This window comes from Sphingobium sp. TomTYG75 (assembly GCF_054771635.1).
Genome location: NZ_BSRE01000001.1, coordinates 1,792,482 through 1,807,182, shown reverse-complemented (window position 1 = coordinate 1,807,182; position 14,701 = coordinate 1,792,482). Strand labels below are relative to the sequence as shown.

Sequence of the window (14,701 nt, the reverse complement as noted above, 5' to 3'; positions counted from 1 at the left end):
CGGTAAGCGGAGTAAGCGGTCTGCCCTGCGCTTCGGCCGTAGGCAGAACGGACCAGCCCAACCTCGCTCGGCGGGAGAGATAACCCCATGAAGTTGGTCAAGGCGCTTGGCTCGGTAGGCGGGCTGACGCTCGCCAGCAGGGTGCTCGCGCTGGTCCGTGACTCATTGGCCGCGCGCTATGTCGGTGCAGGCTTTGCGTCGGACGCCTTCAATGGCGTAGCTTTTCGCCTGCCCAACATGTTTCGCGCCCTGTTTGCGGAGGGCGCCTTTTCCGCAGCCTTCATTCCGATGTTCAACCGCAAGGCGGCAGGGCCGGGCGGTGTCGCGGACGGTTACCATTTCGCAGAACGTGCGCTTGCCGTCCTGCTGCCGGTGCTTATTCTTTTCACCGTCATCCTGATTGCTGCGGCCTACCCCATCACCTGGCTGTTGTCTGGCGGTTTCTCGCGCCAAAACCCGACGCCGGAGCAGTTTGCCTTCGCGGTGCTGTTGTCGCGCATCACCCTGCCCTATCTCGCGCTGATAAGCCTTGCTTCGTTGCTGGGCGGCATATTGAATTCGCTCGATAAATTCTGGGTGAATGCCGCCGCGCCGATATTGCTTAATATCGCAATGATCGGCGGGCTGTGGCTTTTTCACGGGGCGGACGAATATGAAACGGCTCGTGTCCAGGCCATGTCGGTCACTGTGGGCGGAGCGTTGCAACTCTTATGGCTGGTCTGGGCCTGCCGTCGCGCGGGCGTATCGATGAAGATCAAACGCCCCCGTCTTGACGGTGACGTGCGTGAATTGCTGCGTCTTATCGTGCCAGCTGCCGCCGGTGCTGGCGCTTCGCAGATCAACCTGCTTATTTCCACTGCCTTGTCCGGTTGGCTGCTAGCCTCCGGGTCGATCACCTATATCTACTACGCCGATCGGTTGAACCAACTGCCGCTTGGACTGATCGGGATCGGCCTTGGCACCATATTGCTGCCGACCATTTCCCGGCTTCTGTCGACGGGGCAGGAGCAGGTGGCCATGGAAACGCAAAATCGCGGCGTGGAGTTGGCTCTCTTTCTCACATTGCCCGCGACGATCGCCTTCATCACGGTTGCCGAGCCGATCGTTCGCGGCCTTTTTCAATACGGCCGCTTCAGCGTTGAGGATGCGCGTCGCTGTGGCTGGGCATTGTCCGCCTTCTCGATCGGCCTCCCCTCCTATGTGCTCGTGAAGGTTCTGACGCCCGGCTATTATGCGCGTGGCGACACCAAAACGCCGGTGCGTTATGCGATGCTATCCATCCTCATCAACATCATCGGCAATATCGCACTAATCCCCCTGCTCGGGCATGTAGGCCCGCCGCTGGCGACTGCGATGTCCTCGACCGTCAATGTCGCCATGCTTTATGCAACGCTGGTAAAGCGCGGCCATTTCATCGCTGATGCGCAGCTGCGCCGAAGGCTTCCTCGACTTGCGCTGGCAGCACTCGTCATGGGCGGCGCGCTTGTCGCGGGCGAAAGCCTCCTTGAACCATGGTTAGCGGGGGCAATGATCCAGCGTTATCTTGCGCTGGCCGTGCTTGTCGGCGCGGGGATAGCGCTTTACGGGATAGCCTGTTTCCTGACTGGCGCCTATCGGGTGTCCGACCTTAAGGCACTCATGCGCCGACGGGGTTCAACCACGACCCAAGAGAATGGATAGAAGAATGCGCGTCCTTTCCGGCATCCAGCCGACCGGTAATCTGCACCTAGGCAATTATCTGGGCGCGATCCGCAATTGGGTGCGCATGCAGGATGAGATGGATGCGGCAAGCCAATGCTTCTTCTTTCTGGCCGACATGCACTCGATCACCGTGCATGAGGGGCGCGAGCAGCGCATCCGCAATGTCCGGGACATGGCGGCGGCGCTTGTCGCTGCGGGGATTGATCCTGATCGCTCCGTACTGTTCAATCAGGCACGGGTCCCCGCCCATGCGGAGCTATGCTGGTTACTGAACGGCACGGCGCGGATTGGCTGGCTGAACCGCATGACACAATTCAAGGACAAGGTCGGCAAGGATCGCGAAGGCGCCTCGATCGGCCTGTTCGTCTATCCGGTACTCCAGGCAGCCGACATCCTCGTCTATAACGCTACGCATGTGCCTGTGGGCGAGGACCAGAAGCAGCATCTCGAACTGGCCCGGGACATCGCCACAAAGTTCAACACGGATTTCGGGGTCGAGCTGTTCACCTTGCCCGATCCGATCATCCCCAGGGAGTCGGCGCGCATCATGTCCTTGCGCGATGGCACTGCAAAGATGTCGAAGTCCGATCCGTCGGACATGAGCCGCATCAACCTCACCGATGAGGATGACGCGATCATGCAGAAGGTGAAGAAGGCCAAGACTGATCCGGAACCATTGCCCGAAACGGCAGAGGGTCTGCAGGGCCGACCGGAAGCGAATAATCTGATCGGCATCTACGCGACTTTGGCGGGAAGAACGGCCGACGCCGTGTGCGCCGATTTTGCGGGCAAGGGTTTTGGGGCTTTCAAACCTGCTTTGGGCGAACTGTTGGTTGAAACCCTCCGGCCTATCCGTACGCGCTTTCTTGAACTGCGCACGGATGACGCGGCTCTCGACGCTATATTGGAGAATGGTGCGGCGAAGGCGCGTGCCGCCGCTGAACCCGCATTGCGGTCGGCCTATGATGCGATGGGCCTGATGCGCTGAAACGCTGCCCGTACGTCGTCGACGGAATAACGATCGCCGTGGCGTCTTGCCTATAGCTGACCTTTTTGCGCCCGCCCGCCTTGTTCGAGCGTTCAAATGATGTTCAGTTGCGTTCTGCTATTGACGGGCGCAAGGTTGCAATGGCTCTCTGCCTTAGGGACGCAAGAATATGAAACTTATCAAAAAGATTGGCATGGTTGCGGCGCCGACGTTGGCGCTGATCGCCCTTTCTGGCTGTGCTTCATCCTTCAAAGCGAATGTTGCGCGCTTCCAGCAATTGCCTGCACCCGCCGGGCAGAGCTTCACGGTCGTCGCCGATGACCCCCGTCTCGCCGGTGGCCTTGAATTTTCACAATATGCAGGGATGGTAGGTCAACGCCTGGCGCAGACAGGCTATACTCCCGCATCTGATCCGGCCCGCGCGGACCTTATCGTGCGCGTCGCCTATCATGTCGACAACGGGCGTGAGAAGGTGCGCTCCACCGGCTTCGGCCCGCCCGATCCCTATTTCTATGGCGGCTGGGGCTGGCGCGGCCGGTGGGGTCGGCCGTGGGGCTACGGCTTCTATGATCCGTGGCTGTTCGGCCCCGGTTACAGCGACGTCAGCAGCTATACCGTGTATACCAGCGACCTCAGCATGAAGATCGATCGGGCGGCCGATAACCGGCGGCTGTTCGAAGGCAAGGCGTCCGCGCAATCCCTGTCGAACAGGTTGACCTATCTCGTCCCCAACTTGATCGACGCCATGTTCACCGGCTTTCCGGGGCAGAATGGAGAGGATGTGAAGATCACCCTACCCCCCGAACGGAAGGGCTGACCTCGAACGAAACGCTCGTGGGCGGTCTTCGCCTTGGAGTAGTAGAAGACCGCCGAATTTCTGGGCTCGAAAGGATCCGGGAAGCCGACGGGCTGTCATGATCCTTATGGACTGCTGAAGCATCTGCCCCTTCATAACCCCCTCGCCCTCAGTCGGCGACTTTGGTGCCGAGAGGATCGCGCGGACCACGTCCATGCCCTCCACCACATGGGCAAACACAGCAAACCCCTGATTATCGCCCGGCAACGCGGGTTGCGCGTCCATGCTGGGCATCTTGCCAAGGACGATGAAGAAATCCCCGGTGGCGCTTCCAGGCGCATAGCGTGCCATGGAAAGCGCGCCTTCATCATGGGTAAGCCCGGTTTGCGTGGTGAACTCATGGGCGATGGGTGGGAGTGTGCGCGCGGGATCATTCTGCGTTCCGCCCTGGACGAAGCCATAATCGGCTGTCCCCACGGCGCGGTAGAATGTGGTGCCATCCAGCCGCTTTTGATCGACGTAGCGCAAGAAGTTGCGCGCGGTGATCGGCGCCTTGGCTAGATGGACGGCGACGATGATGCGGCCAGCACTTGTATCGAGCGCAACCTGCACATCCTGGGAAGGAGAAGAAGCCGGAACCTGAGCAGCAGCGGCCGTGAAGGAAAGTACAGCAGCGAGCAGAAGGGCAAAATGTCGGATCACGGCGACACCCTAATCCATCGCTACATCGCTGTCAGCGTCAGTTTTCCAGCTGGCGCAGGAGGGCGCGGATGTCGGCGTCTATATCCGCATTCGTTTGCCGCAGTCCCTCGATCGTGCGCACGGCGTGGATGACGGTGCTATGATCGCGGCCGCCAAAAATGCGTCCGATTTCGGGCAGCGACCGGGGCGTCATCTTCTTGGCGAGATACATGGCCACCTGACGGGGTCTCGCCACAGCGCGAGCGCGGCGCTTGGACCGCATCTCCGAGGCGTCGATCTTGTAGTGCGCCGCGCAGACCTTCTGGATCTCGTCTACCGTGATGCGGCGCGCGTTGGCGCGCACGGCGTCGGCGAGCATGCTTTGGGCAAATTCCAGATCGACGGAGCGGCCAGTGAGTTGGCCGTAGGCGATCAGTTTGTTGAAAGCGCCTTCTAACTCACGAATGTTTGAGCGAATTGAACGCGCTAGAAAATCGATGACGGCGTCAGGGACCGGCGGGTCGCCGGCGATGGCGCGCTTGGCTTCCAGGATGGACAGGCGCAGGTCGAGGTCGGCCGGGCGGATGTCCGCGACCAGCCCTCCGGCGAGGCGGGAGAGGATGCGGGCGTCGATCGAATCGAGCAGTTGCGGGGCGCGGTCGGCGGTCACGACGATGCGAGCGCCAGAATCGATCAAGTCATTGATAGTGTGTAGAAATTCTTCCTGCGTGGAGCCCTTGCCCGCGATGAACTGGATATCGTCGATCAGCAGCAGGCGGGCAGCGCGCAGGCGCGCCTTGAACATCATGGTCTCGTTCGCGCGCATCGCGTTCACGAACTCCATCATGAACCGCTCCGCCGACATGTAGAGCACGGGCGCGGCGGGAGAGTGGGTGGAGAAGTGCTGGGCGATGGCGTGGAGCAGGTGCGTCTTGCCCTGTCCCGTGCTGCCATGGATGAAAAGCGGGCTGAAACGGGGCTGCGCTTCTGCCGCGATCGCCTGCGCCGCGGAAAAGGCGAGATGGTTAGACTCGCCGGTTACGAAATCGGCAAAGCTGTGGCGCGGCTGAAAATTGCAGGCGGGGGCGGCATCAAGGGAAACCGGATCAACAACGGCGATCTCCTCCACCGGTGCGGCTTCGAGCAGGCGCGGGCCGATGGAGTTAGGCGCGCGGCGAAGCCTGACCTCCCGGACCCCTACGCCAGCACAGCGCCATGCCATGCAAAGGCGGTCACCAAAATGACCGGACACGAAATTGGCCGTGAAGTCGGAGGCGAACAGCAGGTCCAGCGTCTGGGATTCGGGGCAATAGTCGCCCAGCCGAGCGGCCTTCAGCCACTGATCGAACATGCGCGGGCCGATGTCGCGGCGAAGCCCGGCGCGGATCGCGTCCCACGCCGATTCCAGACGCGCATCATCGTGCGATGCCTGAACGCTCAAACTATCCGCCACTGCCGTGAAACCCTTCATAAACAGTCGACCCCCATCAACTGTGCCCCTGCCGGGCAGGGACCATCAGACGCAAAAATCCGTTTGGAAAAGCGGGAGCTTCCCCAACAAGTCTGCGCAAAAACAACCTAATGACGATCACCGGAATCGATTCGAGTGGTGATCAGAGAGATGAAAATAGACAGGCAATCTTCGCCTGATCAAGGGCAAGGCCCTTCAAAAATATGAAATAAAGACGTTGACGCGGAAAACCGGGGAAAATGGCGAAATGAACAGAATATCACGCAAATACAGATACTTAGCAAATATACACCTCTGTGCCCTTTTGCTCGAATCGTGAGGGAATCGCGAGAAACTGCGGATGTCCGTTACGGCCGCGTGACGGAATCATGAAAAAAACCCGCCCCAGAGCGGGACGGGTTTTTCGATTTTTACGTGACGATCGAGTGAAGCGGCTCAGGCGAGCGCGCTAACCCGCTTCGTGAGACGCCCGAACTTGCGAGCGGCGGTGTTCTTGTGCAGCACGCCGCGTGCGACGCCACGAGCCAGTTCAGGCTGGACGGACTGAAGCGCCGTGGCCGCAGCCGACTTGTCGCCAGCAGCGAGAGCGGATTCGACCTTCTTCACCAGGGTACGAATCCGGCTGATGCGGGCGCCGTTGATTTCGGCGCGGCGTGCGTTGCGGCGGATGCGCTTCTTGGCTTGCGGCGTATTGGCCATTTAAAGTCCTCGGTCTCGTCAAATCTCGTGAATAGGGTCAGCCGGAATCGCCAGCCGTCCCTGTGAAGGTGCGCCCCTTACAGGGGATAAGCCAAAGCGTCAACGGGAAGGCGCGTGCTATTTCTGGCATTTCGGGCAGTAGAAGGTCGACCGTCCGCCGTCCACGCGTCGCCGGATTACGCCGCCACAGGCGCAGCTTTCGCCTTCCCGGCCATAGACACGCCACTGTTTGGAGAAATAGCCCAGCTCCCCATCGGGCCGGGCATAATCGCGCAGGGTCGATCCTCCGGCCGCAATCGCGGCTGTCAGCACTTCCCGAATCGCGTCGGCCAGCAGCCCGAGCCGCGCCCGACTGATCCGCCCCGCCTCGCGCGTTGGGGAGATGCCCGCCATGTTGAGCGCTTCACAGACATAGATGTTGCCGAGTCCCGCCACGATTCGCTGATCGAGCAGCGCCGCCTTGATCGATGTCGCCTTCCCTTTCAGCACCTGCGCCAGATAGGCAGCCGAAAAATCAGGTCCGAGTGGCTCCGGCCCCATGCGGGTGAAGGGACCGTAGGCGTGGGAGCCGTCGGTGCGCACGAGGTCGATCGAGCCGAAGCGGCGCGGATCGTTCAAGGAAAGCAGGTGTCCGTTTCCAGTCTCGATCAGAAGATGGTCATGCGTTCCAATCTCCGCCGGGTCGATTCGCCAACGCCCCGACATGCCAAGATGAAAGATCAGCGTGTCGCCGCGATTGGTTTCGATGAGCCCATATTTGGCGCGGCGAGACAGCGATGTGACGGTCGCGCCAGTCAGTCGCTGCCGCAGATCGACCGGTATGGGGAAGCGGAGATCCGCGCGGCGTGCTTCGACACGGGTCAGAACCGCGCCCTCCAGCACCGACCGGAGGCCAGCGACCGTGGTTTCGACTTCGGGCAGTTCAGGCATTCAAATCTCTCTTGGATAGCGATCGGATCGTCAGGCCGAATTATGCCGACAAGTCACTGAACATTTTCGCCGATCTGGGGTGTTTCCACCGGACATGCAAATGCTCTAGGAGGCTGGCCCATGAACGACACTGCTTCTTTCGGCTATCGCGACGTGGATGCCTCTGAAAAACAGGGGATGGTGCGCGCGGTCTTTTCCAATGTTGCGTCCAAATATGACCTGATGAACGACGCCATGTCCGTGGGCGCGCACCGGCTGTGGAAGGACCAGTTTGTCGGGCGCGTGAAGCCGCGCAAGGATGAAGCGATCCTGGATATGGCGGGCGGCACTGGCGACATCGCCTTTCGCATGGCCAAGCATGGCGCGCACGTCACCGTGTCCGACATCAACCCCGAAATGCTGGCGGTGGGCGTCGAGCGCGCGAAGAAGAAGGGCCTCGAAGGGCTGATCTGGTCAGAGCAGAATGCGGAAGAACTGACATTCAAGGACCGCAGCTTCGACGCCTATACGATCGCCTTTGGCATCCGCAATGTGACGCATATCGACAAGGCGCTGCGGGAAGCGCACCGCGTGTTGAAATTTGGCGGGCGCTTCTTCTGCCTGGAATTTTCGACGACGACCTGGCCGGGCTTTGCCGATGTGTATGACGTCTATTCGCATCGGCTGGTGCCGAAGCTCGGCAAGCTGCTCGCCGATGATGAGGACAGCTATCGGTATCTGATCGAATCGATCCGGCGCTTTCCGCCTATGCCGGAATTTGAGCGGATGATCCGGGAGACTGGTTTCGTGCAGACGAAGGTCGAGCCGATCCTTGGTGGGTTGGTGGCGATCCATTCGGGGTGGAAGATTTGATGGTGGGGCGACTCACAATGAGGCCGTTCCCTTTCAAGGGAGGGGCTTAGGTAGATGCCATCCCACATCACGCATATTTGGCGGCTGCTGAAATGGGGCCGGACGCTGGCGCGACATGGGGCGCTGCGGGGGATTGAGCGCGATCCGTTGACGCCTACGCCCGTGAGGCGGCTGGTGCGATTGGCGCGGGTGGGGGCACGGGTGCCCAGGCAACCGCGCTATGCCGATGCCTTTCAGGCGATCGGGCCTGCGGCGATCAAGCTGGGGCAGACGCTGGCAACACGCCCCGATCTGGTTGGGGATGAGGCGGCGAACGACCTTTTGCGGTTGCAGGACGCACTGCCGCCCGTGCCTTTCGCCACCATTCGCGCGCAGATCGAACAGAGTTTCGGACGTCCGCTGGAGAGCATCTATACCAGCTTCGATGAAGCACCGGTGGGTGCTGCGTCGATCGCGCAGGTGCATCGCGCCATTACCACGGACGGCCGCGATGTCGCGGTGAAGGTGATCCGGCCGGGCGTCACGGATCAGTTCAACCGCGACATCCAGACCTATGAATGGGCCGCTGCCCATGTGGAAATGTTGGGTGGCGAGGTCGCGCGATTGCGGCCGCGCCTGGTCATCGCCAACATGAAGCGCTGGACCGCGCGCGAGCTGGATTTGCGCCGGGAAGCCGCTTCGGCGTCCGAACTCGCCGAGGCGATGGAGGCGATGCCGGGCTATCGCGTACCCGTCATCGATTGGGATCGCACGACCGGCAAGGTCATGACGATGGAGTGGATCGACGGGATCAAGATCTCTGATCGCGACGGCCTGATCGCGGCGGGTCATGACGTAAAGGAACTGGCAGCGCGGCTGGTCAACGCCTTCCTGCGGCAAGCAATCGCCGAGGGGTTCTTCCATGCCGACATGCATCAGGGGAACCTGTTCGTCACCGCCAATGGCGATATCGTGGCGATCGATTTCGGCATCATGGGGCGGATCGACCGGCGGGCGCGCATGTGGCTGGCGGAGATTCTCTACGGGCTGATCACCGGCAACTATAAGCGGGTCGCCGAAATCCATTTCGAGGCGCAATATGTGCCCGGCCACCATAATGTCGAGGAGTTCGCGACCGCCCTGCGCGCCGTGGGCGAACCGATGCGGGGCAAGCCGGTGCGCGAACTATCGGTCGGGGGCATGTTGGACGGGTTGTTCGCCATCACCCGCGACTTCGACATGCAGACCCAGCCCCATTTGCTGCTGCTCCAGAAGACCATGGTGATGGTGGAGGGTGTGGCGACCGCGCTCGATCCCGACATCAACCTGTGGGAGACGAGCGGCCCCTATGTGAAGGAATGGCTGCGCGCGGAACTGGGGCCAGAAGCCAAGGCTGCGGATGCGCTGATCGAGAATTGGCGGACGCTTCAGCGGCTGCCCGGCCTTGTGCGCCGGATCGAGGAGGCTTTCCCGGAGAAGGGAGGAGCGCCGCCGCCGCCGCCGCTGACCGAGGTGAGGCTGATCCGCATCGGCGGGGGGTGGCGCTATGCCGCGGTGGCCGGTGTTGCCGCGGTGACTGGAGCGGTCGTTACGGCCCTGCTACATCTGCAACTATGACTCAGCGCCGCATCCTCCTGATCGTCGCCGGTGGCATCGCGGCCTATAAGTCGCTGGAACTGGTGCGGCTGCTGAAGAAGCGCGGTATCGCCGTGCGCGCGGTGTTGACGGACAGCGCAACCAACTTTGTGACGCCGCTGTCCTTGGGCGTGCTGACCGAAGACCATGTCTATGGCGACATGTTCGACCTGAAGGAAGAGCGGGAGATCGGGCATATCCAGCTGAGCCGACAGGCTGATCTGGTCGTGGTCGCGCCCGCGACGGCAAATATTCTTGCCAAGATGGCCAATGGCATCGCCGATGATCTGGCGACGACGCTGCTGCTGGCGACGGACAAGCCGGTGCTGGCGGTGCCCGCGATGAACGTGCGCATGTGGCATCATGCAGCGACGCAGCGGAATCTGGCGCGCCTGCATGCCGATGGCGTCCATCTGATAGAGCCGGATAGCGGCGAGATGGCTTGCGGCGAGTTCGGCAAGGGGCGTTTGCCTGAACCCGAAGCGATCGTGGAAGAGATTGAGCGGTTGCTGGAGCATCCGGCTGCGAAAGATCCGCTTGCGGGGCAACCGGATTTTGAGGGCGCGGAACTGCCGCTTAAAGGGCGGCATATTCTGGTTACCGCTGGACCGACGCATGAGCCGATCGATCCGGTGCGCTACATCGCTAACCGCTCTTCGGGAAAGCAGGGCTTTGCCATCGCGGCGGCGGCGGCGCGGGCCGGTGCGCGGGTGACGCTGGTCGCCGGGCCGGTGCATCTGCCGACGCCTGCGGGCGTGGATCGCGTCGATGTGGAAACCGCGCGGGAGATGCTGGCGGCGGTCGAGGGCGCGCTGCCCGCCGATGTGGCGATTATGGTGGCGGCGGTTGCCGATTGGCGCACGGCTGACGCTTGCGAACAGAAGCTGAAGAAGGATGGATCAGGCAAGCCTGCGCCGCTGGCGCTGGTGGAGAATCCTGACATTCTGGGCACCTTGGGCAAACATGCGGGGCGCCCTGCCCTGCTGATCGGTTTTGCCGCCGAGACCGAGAAGGTTGCCGAACATGCTGAGGCCAAGCTGGCGCGCAAGGGTGCGGACTGGATCATCGCCAATGATGTGTCAGGCGACGTGATGGGCGGCGACAGCAACAGCGTGCATATCGTCACGGCGAACGGCATCGAAAGCTGGGAGCATTTGCCCAAGGATGCCGTCGCCACCCGAATCATCGAAAAGGTTGCCAATGTCCTCCCCTCTCTCTCCGATTGAAATCCGTCTGAAGCGCCTGCCCCATGGTGAGGGGCTGCCGGTACCTGCCTATGCGACCGAGCATGCAGCGGGCATGGACGTGGTGGCCGCCGAGGATGTGATCATCGTGCCGGGCGGGCGGCATGCCGTGGCGACAGGCTTCGCGATGGCGATCCCAGATGGCTATGAGGTGCAGGTGCGGCCAAGGTCGGGACTGGCGCTGAAGCATGGGATCAGCCTGCCCAATACGCCGGGCACGATCGACGCGGATTATCGCGGGGAATTGAAGGTCATCCTCATCAACCTGGGCGCTGAACCTTTCGTCATTTCACGCGGTGACCGCATCGCGCAGCTGGTGGCGGCGCCGGTGCAGGTGGCGCGCTTCGCCGAGGTTGAGGAACTGGACGAGACGGTCAGGGGTTCGGGTGGTTTCGGATCGACGGGAGTGAGTAGCTCATGACCCTTTCCGACGAGCAGCTGGAACGCTACGCCCGCCATATCGTCCTCAAGGAGATTGGCGGCGCGGGTCAGGCGCGGCTGCTGTCGGCCGATGTCGCGGTGATCGGCGCGGGCGGGATTGGCAGCCCCGCTATCCTCTATCTCGCGGCGGCTGGCGTCGGCACGATCCGGGTCATCGATGACGATCATGTCGCGCTTTCCAATTTGCAGCGGCAGGTGCTGTTTGGCACCGGCGACTTAGGCGCGCCGAAGGCTGAAGCCGCGATGGCGGCGGTGGCGCGGCTCAATCCCGATTTGAAGCTGATCCCCATCAATGCGCGGATCGATGCGGGCAATGCCGCGCTCATGCTGCGGGACGCGGATGTCGTTCTGGACGGATGCGACAGTTTCGCGACGCGGCTGGCGGTGGCGGACTGCGCGCAGCGGCTGCGCATCCCGTTGGTGTCGGCGGCGGTCGGGCCGTTTGAGGGGCAGCTCGCAACCTATCGCGGCTGGGAGAACGATCAGCCCTGCTATCGCTGCCTTGTCGGCGATCCGGAGGACGCGCCGGAGCGGAATTGCGCCGAAACAGGCGTGATTGGCGCTCTTACCGGCGTGATGGGAAGCCTGGCCGCGCTGGAAGTCATCCGCGCGCTGGTCCCCTTCGGCGCGGACATGGCGGGCAAGCTGCTGCTCGCCGACCTGCTCTCCATGCGGTTCCGTACGTTGAGCGTGGCCAAGGACCCCGGCTGCAAGGCGTGCGCCGCCGAACTATGCGCGAACTGAGAATTGTCGTCGCCACGGCTGACGCGGAGCGGCTACGCGGCGCACTGGTGCTGGCGAGCGCGCAGGCGGCGTTGGGCGGAGCGGCCAGCATCTTCCTGCAACTGGATGCGGTGGCGCTGCTGCGGCAAACCGCCCAAGCGCCAGAGGATGCCGCGCATCTGGCGGCGGGCCTGCCTTCCCTTAGCCAATTGATCGCCGAGGCGCTGGCGCTAGATGTCGGCATCCTGGCCTGCCAGAGTGGCATGGCGCTGCATGATGTCGCCGCCAGTGAATTGCCGGAAGGCGTTTCCATCAGCGGCCCCATCGCCTTTCTTCAGCAGACCGGGGATCAGGCGCGCCTGATCTTCGCCTGATCAGAAGGGCTTTCCCCAGAATTTCGCAACCTTGGGGTCGGCCGCGCAGGAGAAGCGCAGCGCCTGCCATGAAACGCGGTCGAGGGCCGGGCGATAGGCCGAACCCGGCTGGACCGCTTCGGCGAAACGGCGGCGACGACCGGCGGAGAGCGGGTGCGAGGAGAGCCATGTCATGGCCCTTTCTCCCCTATCTGCCTCCTTGCCGCCGAGCTTTTCGAAGAAGGCCGCGGTGGCGGCGGGGGAAATGCTGGCGGCGCGCATCTGATCGATCGCGACGCTGTCGGCTGCCGCTTCGGCCTCCCGCCCATAGCTGAGCGCAAGCACCCCGTTCAGGTAGCTGCCTGCACCGCCCCCTGCTCCGCCGAGCACAGCGCTGAGGCCCAATTGGCGGACAAGGCCGGTCAATGTGTCGCGGTGACGAACATGGCCAAGTTCATGGCCCAGGACGCCCGCGACCTCGTCGGGCGAGCCCGCCTGCTGGATGAGGCCGTCGAACAGGATGATGCGGCCGCCGGGCAGCGTTACCGCATTGACCATCGGAATGTTGGCAAGCGTGATTTCGCGCGCTTCATGATGGGGATCGATCCTCTCCGCCAACGTCCGCAACGCGGCATCCCCGGCGGGCGTGTGGCAGAAGCGGCCGCCGAAATCCCCGACCATGGTGTCGCCCATGCGGTTTTCCCAGGAACGCGGAATCAGTGGCGCAATGGCGCCGGGGGCTTCGAGTGCACCCCAGACAACCAGTCCCGCCACAACCGTGAATAGCCCCGCCGCACGCCAGAAGCCGAAGCGGTCGATCCAGCGGCCATAGCGTTCGCCCCGGGGCAGATGCGCGGACAGACCCGCTGGTGGCTCTCCTGAAAAACCCATGCGCCATCCGGGAATAGCGCTGTGCCCATAGGCAGAACGCCCGCCGTCCGAGCCGATCACGGTCAGGTCGGACCAGATGGCAGGCGCACCGGCCCAGCCGCTTTCCGGTTCCTCCAGCACGAAGCCATCCCCGACCGGGCGGAGGAGCACGCTCCGCCGCGTCGCGGTGACGCCGTCATAATGCCAGAGCCGGAAATCGGGCAGGCCGGTCAGAAGGCACCTACGTCGAGCGCGTCGAGCAGGCCTTCGCCATGGCGGCTGGTCTTCGTCTGCGATTGGGTGAGATCGTCGGTATAGATTTCGCCCGTTGCGTTCATGTGGGTGATGAAGAATTTCCAGTGACGATACTGGAGGAAGATCGACCCGATACCGAGGGTGCAGACGACCAGTGCGATGTCGCCGAAGAACAAGGCAAGCCAATCATCCGTGCTGGCCTCAAAGGAAAATTCCAGGCCAGCGAGGGTCAGGTTACCGATCGTTTCGCGCAGGAAGGCCGCATAATAAGCGAGCGCGATGAGGCCAAGCAAAGCATAAACGCCTACGAAGATGACGATGAACGACAGGATGCGCAGCAGCGGCGGGAAGCTGGATGTCACCCAAACGCCGCCAATGGCCCCTCCGAAAGTGCCCGCCATCGCGACGCCGAGCAGGACGAAAAGCAGCGGAGCGAGATAGAAGAGCAGGAACCTCTTCATGAGCGGCCGGGCGCGACCGACCGCAACGAATGGATGCGAGCCGAAGCTCATCGCGTTCATGCGCCGGTTCCAGAGCGAAACCATCGACCATGGGATGAGCAGGCCCAAGGGTATGTAGGACACCATGGTGCGCCACATATATTGCAGGCCGAAACCGAAGCCGCTGTCGTCGGCGCCACCTCTGATGCCGTGCCACCAGGTGCGGCTGAGCCGATAGCGCAGCGCGCGGAAGCGGGCGACGCCCGTGAGGTAAAAGATAGTGAAGGCCGCCGCCATGGTGAGCACAGCTGCGAGGCCCGCATGCTCCCGAAGCACCAGCGCCTGCGCGCCGAACTGAAGAAACATGAAGGGCACGCCCATGAGCAGCAGCACCATCAGAAATCCCAGCAACAATTCCTTACCGGTGCCCGTCCATTCGAGCCGATCGTCGATGAAGCGCGTGTTCGACCAAAGGTAGCGCCGCGTCCGCGTGGTGGCCCAGAAACGATAGATGCCCAGTGTGACGATCGTCAGCAGCAGGTTGGTAAAAGCGATGGGCGCATATTCGCGCCAGCTTCCTTCAAAGGCGAAGCTCTCGCCGTAAAAGCGTTCCTGGTCCATGGTCCCCCCGTAGTCCCCGGCA

Annotated in this window: 14 protein-coding genes and 1 pseudogene; 9 read left to right on the top strand and 6 right to left on the bottom strand. The window is 62.5% G+C overall.

The genetic code is table 11. The features are described from left to right. Positions 1–87: 87 nt before the first annotated feature. The 3 genes from murJ (at position 88) to ACYU81_RS09085 (ending at position 3,506) form a co-directional block, all read left to right on the top strand. The gene (gene murJ, locus ACYU81_RS09095) at positions 88–1,680 is read left to right on the top strand and encodes a murein biosynthesis integral membrane protein MurJ (RefSeq protein WP_460987334.1); all 1,593 of its coding nucleotides are present in this window, start codon (positions 88–90) and stop codon (positions 1,678–1,680) included. Between the two features lie 4 nt (positions 1,681–1,684). Then, positions 1,685–2,689, top strand: coding sequence for a tryptophan--tRNA ligase (gene trpS / locus ACYU81_RS09090; protein ID WP_460987332.1), 1,005 nt, complete (start codon positions 1,685–1,687; stop codon positions 2,687–2,689). Positions 2,690–2,858: 169 nt separating this feature from the next. Then, positions 2,859–3,506 (top strand): DUF4136 domain-containing protein, encoded by a 648-nt coding sequence (locus ACYU81_RS09085; RefSeq protein WP_460987330.1) that lies wholly within the window; start codon positions 2,859–2,861, stop codon positions 3,504–3,506. Positions 3,507–3,584: 78 nt separating this feature from the next. Here the strand turns inward: ACYU81_RS09085 and ACYU81_RS09080 are convergent. The 4 genes and pseudogenes from ACYU81_RS09080 to mutM all read right to left on the bottom strand — a co-directional run. Continuing rightward, positions 3,585–4,187, bottom strand: a pseudogene (locus tag ACYU81_RS09080) (peptidylprolyl isomerase); the annotation flags it as partial. 37 nt (positions 4,188–4,224) lie between these two features. Beyond that, positions 4,225–5,637, bottom strand: coding sequence for a chromosomal replication initiator protein DnaA (dnaA, locus tag ACYU81_RS09075; RefSeq protein WP_460987328.1), 1,413 nt, complete (start codon positions 5,635–5,637; stop codon positions 4,225–4,227). 435 nt (positions 5,638–6,072) lie between these two features. Then, positions 6,073–6,336 (bottom strand): 30S ribosomal protein S20, encoded by a 264-nt coding sequence (gene rpsT, locus ACYU81_RS09070; protein WP_449470969.1) that lies wholly within the window; start codon positions 6,334–6,336, stop codon positions 6,073–6,075. A gap of 117 nt (positions 6,337–6,453) precedes the next feature. Further along, complete coding sequence (mutM, locus tag ACYU81_RS09065) at positions 6,454–7,266, bottom strand: bifunctional DNA-formamidopyrimidine glycosylase/DNA-(apurinic or apyrimidinic site) lyase (protein WP_460987326.1); 813 nt, start codon at positions 7,264–7,266, stop codon at positions 6,454–6,456. 120 nt (positions 7,267–7,386) lie between these two features. On the opposite strand from mutM, the gene ACYU81_RS09060 reads away from it, so the two are divergent. From ACYU81_RS09060 to ACYU81_RS09035, 6 genes are read left to right on the top strand one after another with little or no spacing between them, the layout of a single operon-like run. After that, on the top strand, positions 7,387–8,118 hold the full coding sequence (locus ACYU81_RS09060; protein ID WP_460987324.1) for a class I SAM-dependent methyltransferase: 732 nt from the start codon (positions 7,387–7,389) through the stop codon (positions 8,116–8,118). Positions 8,119–8,172: 54 nt separating this feature from the next. Beyond that, entirely contained in the window at positions 8,173–9,714 is a 1,542-nt protein-coding gene (ubiB, locus tag ACYU81_RS09055) for a 2-polyprenylphenol 6-hydroxylase (RefSeq protein WP_460987322.1), read from the top strand. Beyond that, a complete protein-coding gene (coaBC, locus tag ACYU81_RS09050) occupies positions 9,711–10,958 on the top strand; it encodes a bifunctional phosphopantothenoylcysteine decarboxylase/phosphopantothenate--cysteine ligase CoaBC (protein WP_460987320.1) in 1,248 nt (415 codons plus the stop codon). The genes ubiB and coaBC overlap by 4 nt, the downstream gene beginning before the upstream one ends. Then, complete coding sequence (gene dut / locus ACYU81_RS09045; protein ID WP_449470964.1) at positions 10,933–11,397, top strand: dUTP diphosphatase; 465 nt, start codon at positions 10,933–10,935, stop codon at positions 11,395–11,397. The genes coaBC and dut overlap by 26 nt, the downstream gene beginning before the upstream one ends. Beyond that, positions 11,394–12,161: a HesA/MoeB/ThiF family protein gene (locus ACYU81_RS09040; RefSeq protein ID WP_460987318.1), complete on the top strand. Its 768-nt coding sequence runs from the start codon at positions 11,394–11,396 to the stop codon at positions 12,159–12,161. Before dut ends, ACYU81_RS09040 begins: the two co-directional genes overlap by 4 nt. Further along, entirely contained in the window at positions 12,149–12,514 is a 366-nt protein-coding gene (locus ACYU81_RS09035; RefSeq protein WP_460987317.1) for a DsrE family protein, read from the top strand. Before ACYU81_RS09040 ends, ACYU81_RS09035 begins: the two co-directional genes overlap by 13 nt. On the opposite strand, the gene ACYU81_RS09030 is transcribed toward ACYU81_RS09035, so the two are convergent. After that, positions 12,515–13,534: a M48 family metallopeptidase gene (locus tag ACYU81_RS09030; RefSeq protein WP_460987315.1), complete on the bottom strand. Its 1,020-nt coding sequence runs from the start codon at positions 13,532–13,534 to the stop codon at positions 12,515–12,517. It lies immediately after the preceding gene. A gap of 59 nt (positions 13,535–13,593) precedes the next feature. Further along, on the bottom strand, positions 13,594–14,679 hold the full coding sequence (locus ACYU81_RS09025; RefSeq protein ID WP_460987313.1) for a YjgN family protein: 1,086 nt from the start codon (positions 14,677–14,679) through the stop codon (positions 13,594–13,596). Positions 14,680–14,701 lie beyond the last annotated feature (22 nt).

Excerpts from the sequence above, each read along its gene's own strand:
- murJ (WP_460987334.1), top strand. The coding sequence starts at position 88 with ATGAAGTTGGTCAAGGCGCTTGGCTCGGTAGGCGGGCTGACGCTCGCC.
- trpS (WP_460987332.1), top strand. The coding sequence starts at position 1,685 with ATGCGCGTCCTTTCCGGCATCCAGCCGACCGGTAATCTGCACCTAGGC.
- ACYU81_RS09085 (WP_460987330.1), top strand. The coding sequence starts at position 2,859 with ATGAAACTTATCAAAAAGATTGGCATGGTTGCGGCGCCGACGTTGGCG.
- dnaA (WP_460987328.1), bottom strand. The coding sequence starts at position 5,637 with ATGAAGGGTTTCACGGCAGTGGCGGATAGTTTGAGCGTTCAGGCATCG.
- rpsT (WP_449470969.1), bottom strand. The coding sequence starts at position 6,336 with ATGGCCAATACGCCGCAAGCCAAGAAGCGCATCCGCCGCAACGCACGC.
- mutM (WP_460987326.1), bottom strand. The coding sequence starts at position 7,266 with ATGCCTGAACTGCCCGAAGTCGAAACCACGGTCGCTGGCCTCCGGTCG.
- ACYU81_RS09060 (WP_460987324.1), top strand. The coding sequence starts at position 7,387 with ATGAACGACACTGCTTCTTTCGGCTATCGCGACGTGGATGCCTCTGAA.
- ubiB (WP_460987322.1), top strand. The coding sequence starts at position 8,173 with ATGCCATCCCACATCACGCATATTTGGCGGCTGCTGAAATGGGGCCGG.
- coaBC (WP_460987320.1), top strand. The coding sequence starts at position 9,711 with ATGACTCAGCGCCGCATCCTCCTGATCGTCGCCGGTGGCATCGCGGCC.
- dut (WP_449470964.1), top strand. The coding sequence starts at position 10,933 with ATGTCCTCCCCTCTCTCTCCGATTGAAATCCGTCTGAAGCGCCTGCCC.
- ACYU81_RS09040 (WP_460987318.1), top strand. The coding sequence starts at position 11,394 with ATGACCCTTTCCGACGAGCAGCTGGAACGCTACGCCCGCCATATCGTC.
- ACYU81_RS09035 (WP_460987317.1), top strand. The coding sequence starts at position 12,149 with ATGCGCGAACTGAGAATTGTCGTCGCCACGGCTGACGCGGAGCGGCTA.
- ACYU81_RS09025 (WP_460987313.1), bottom strand. The coding sequence starts at position 14,679 with ATGGACCAGGAACGCTTTTACGGCGAGAGCTTCGCCTTTGAAGGAAGC.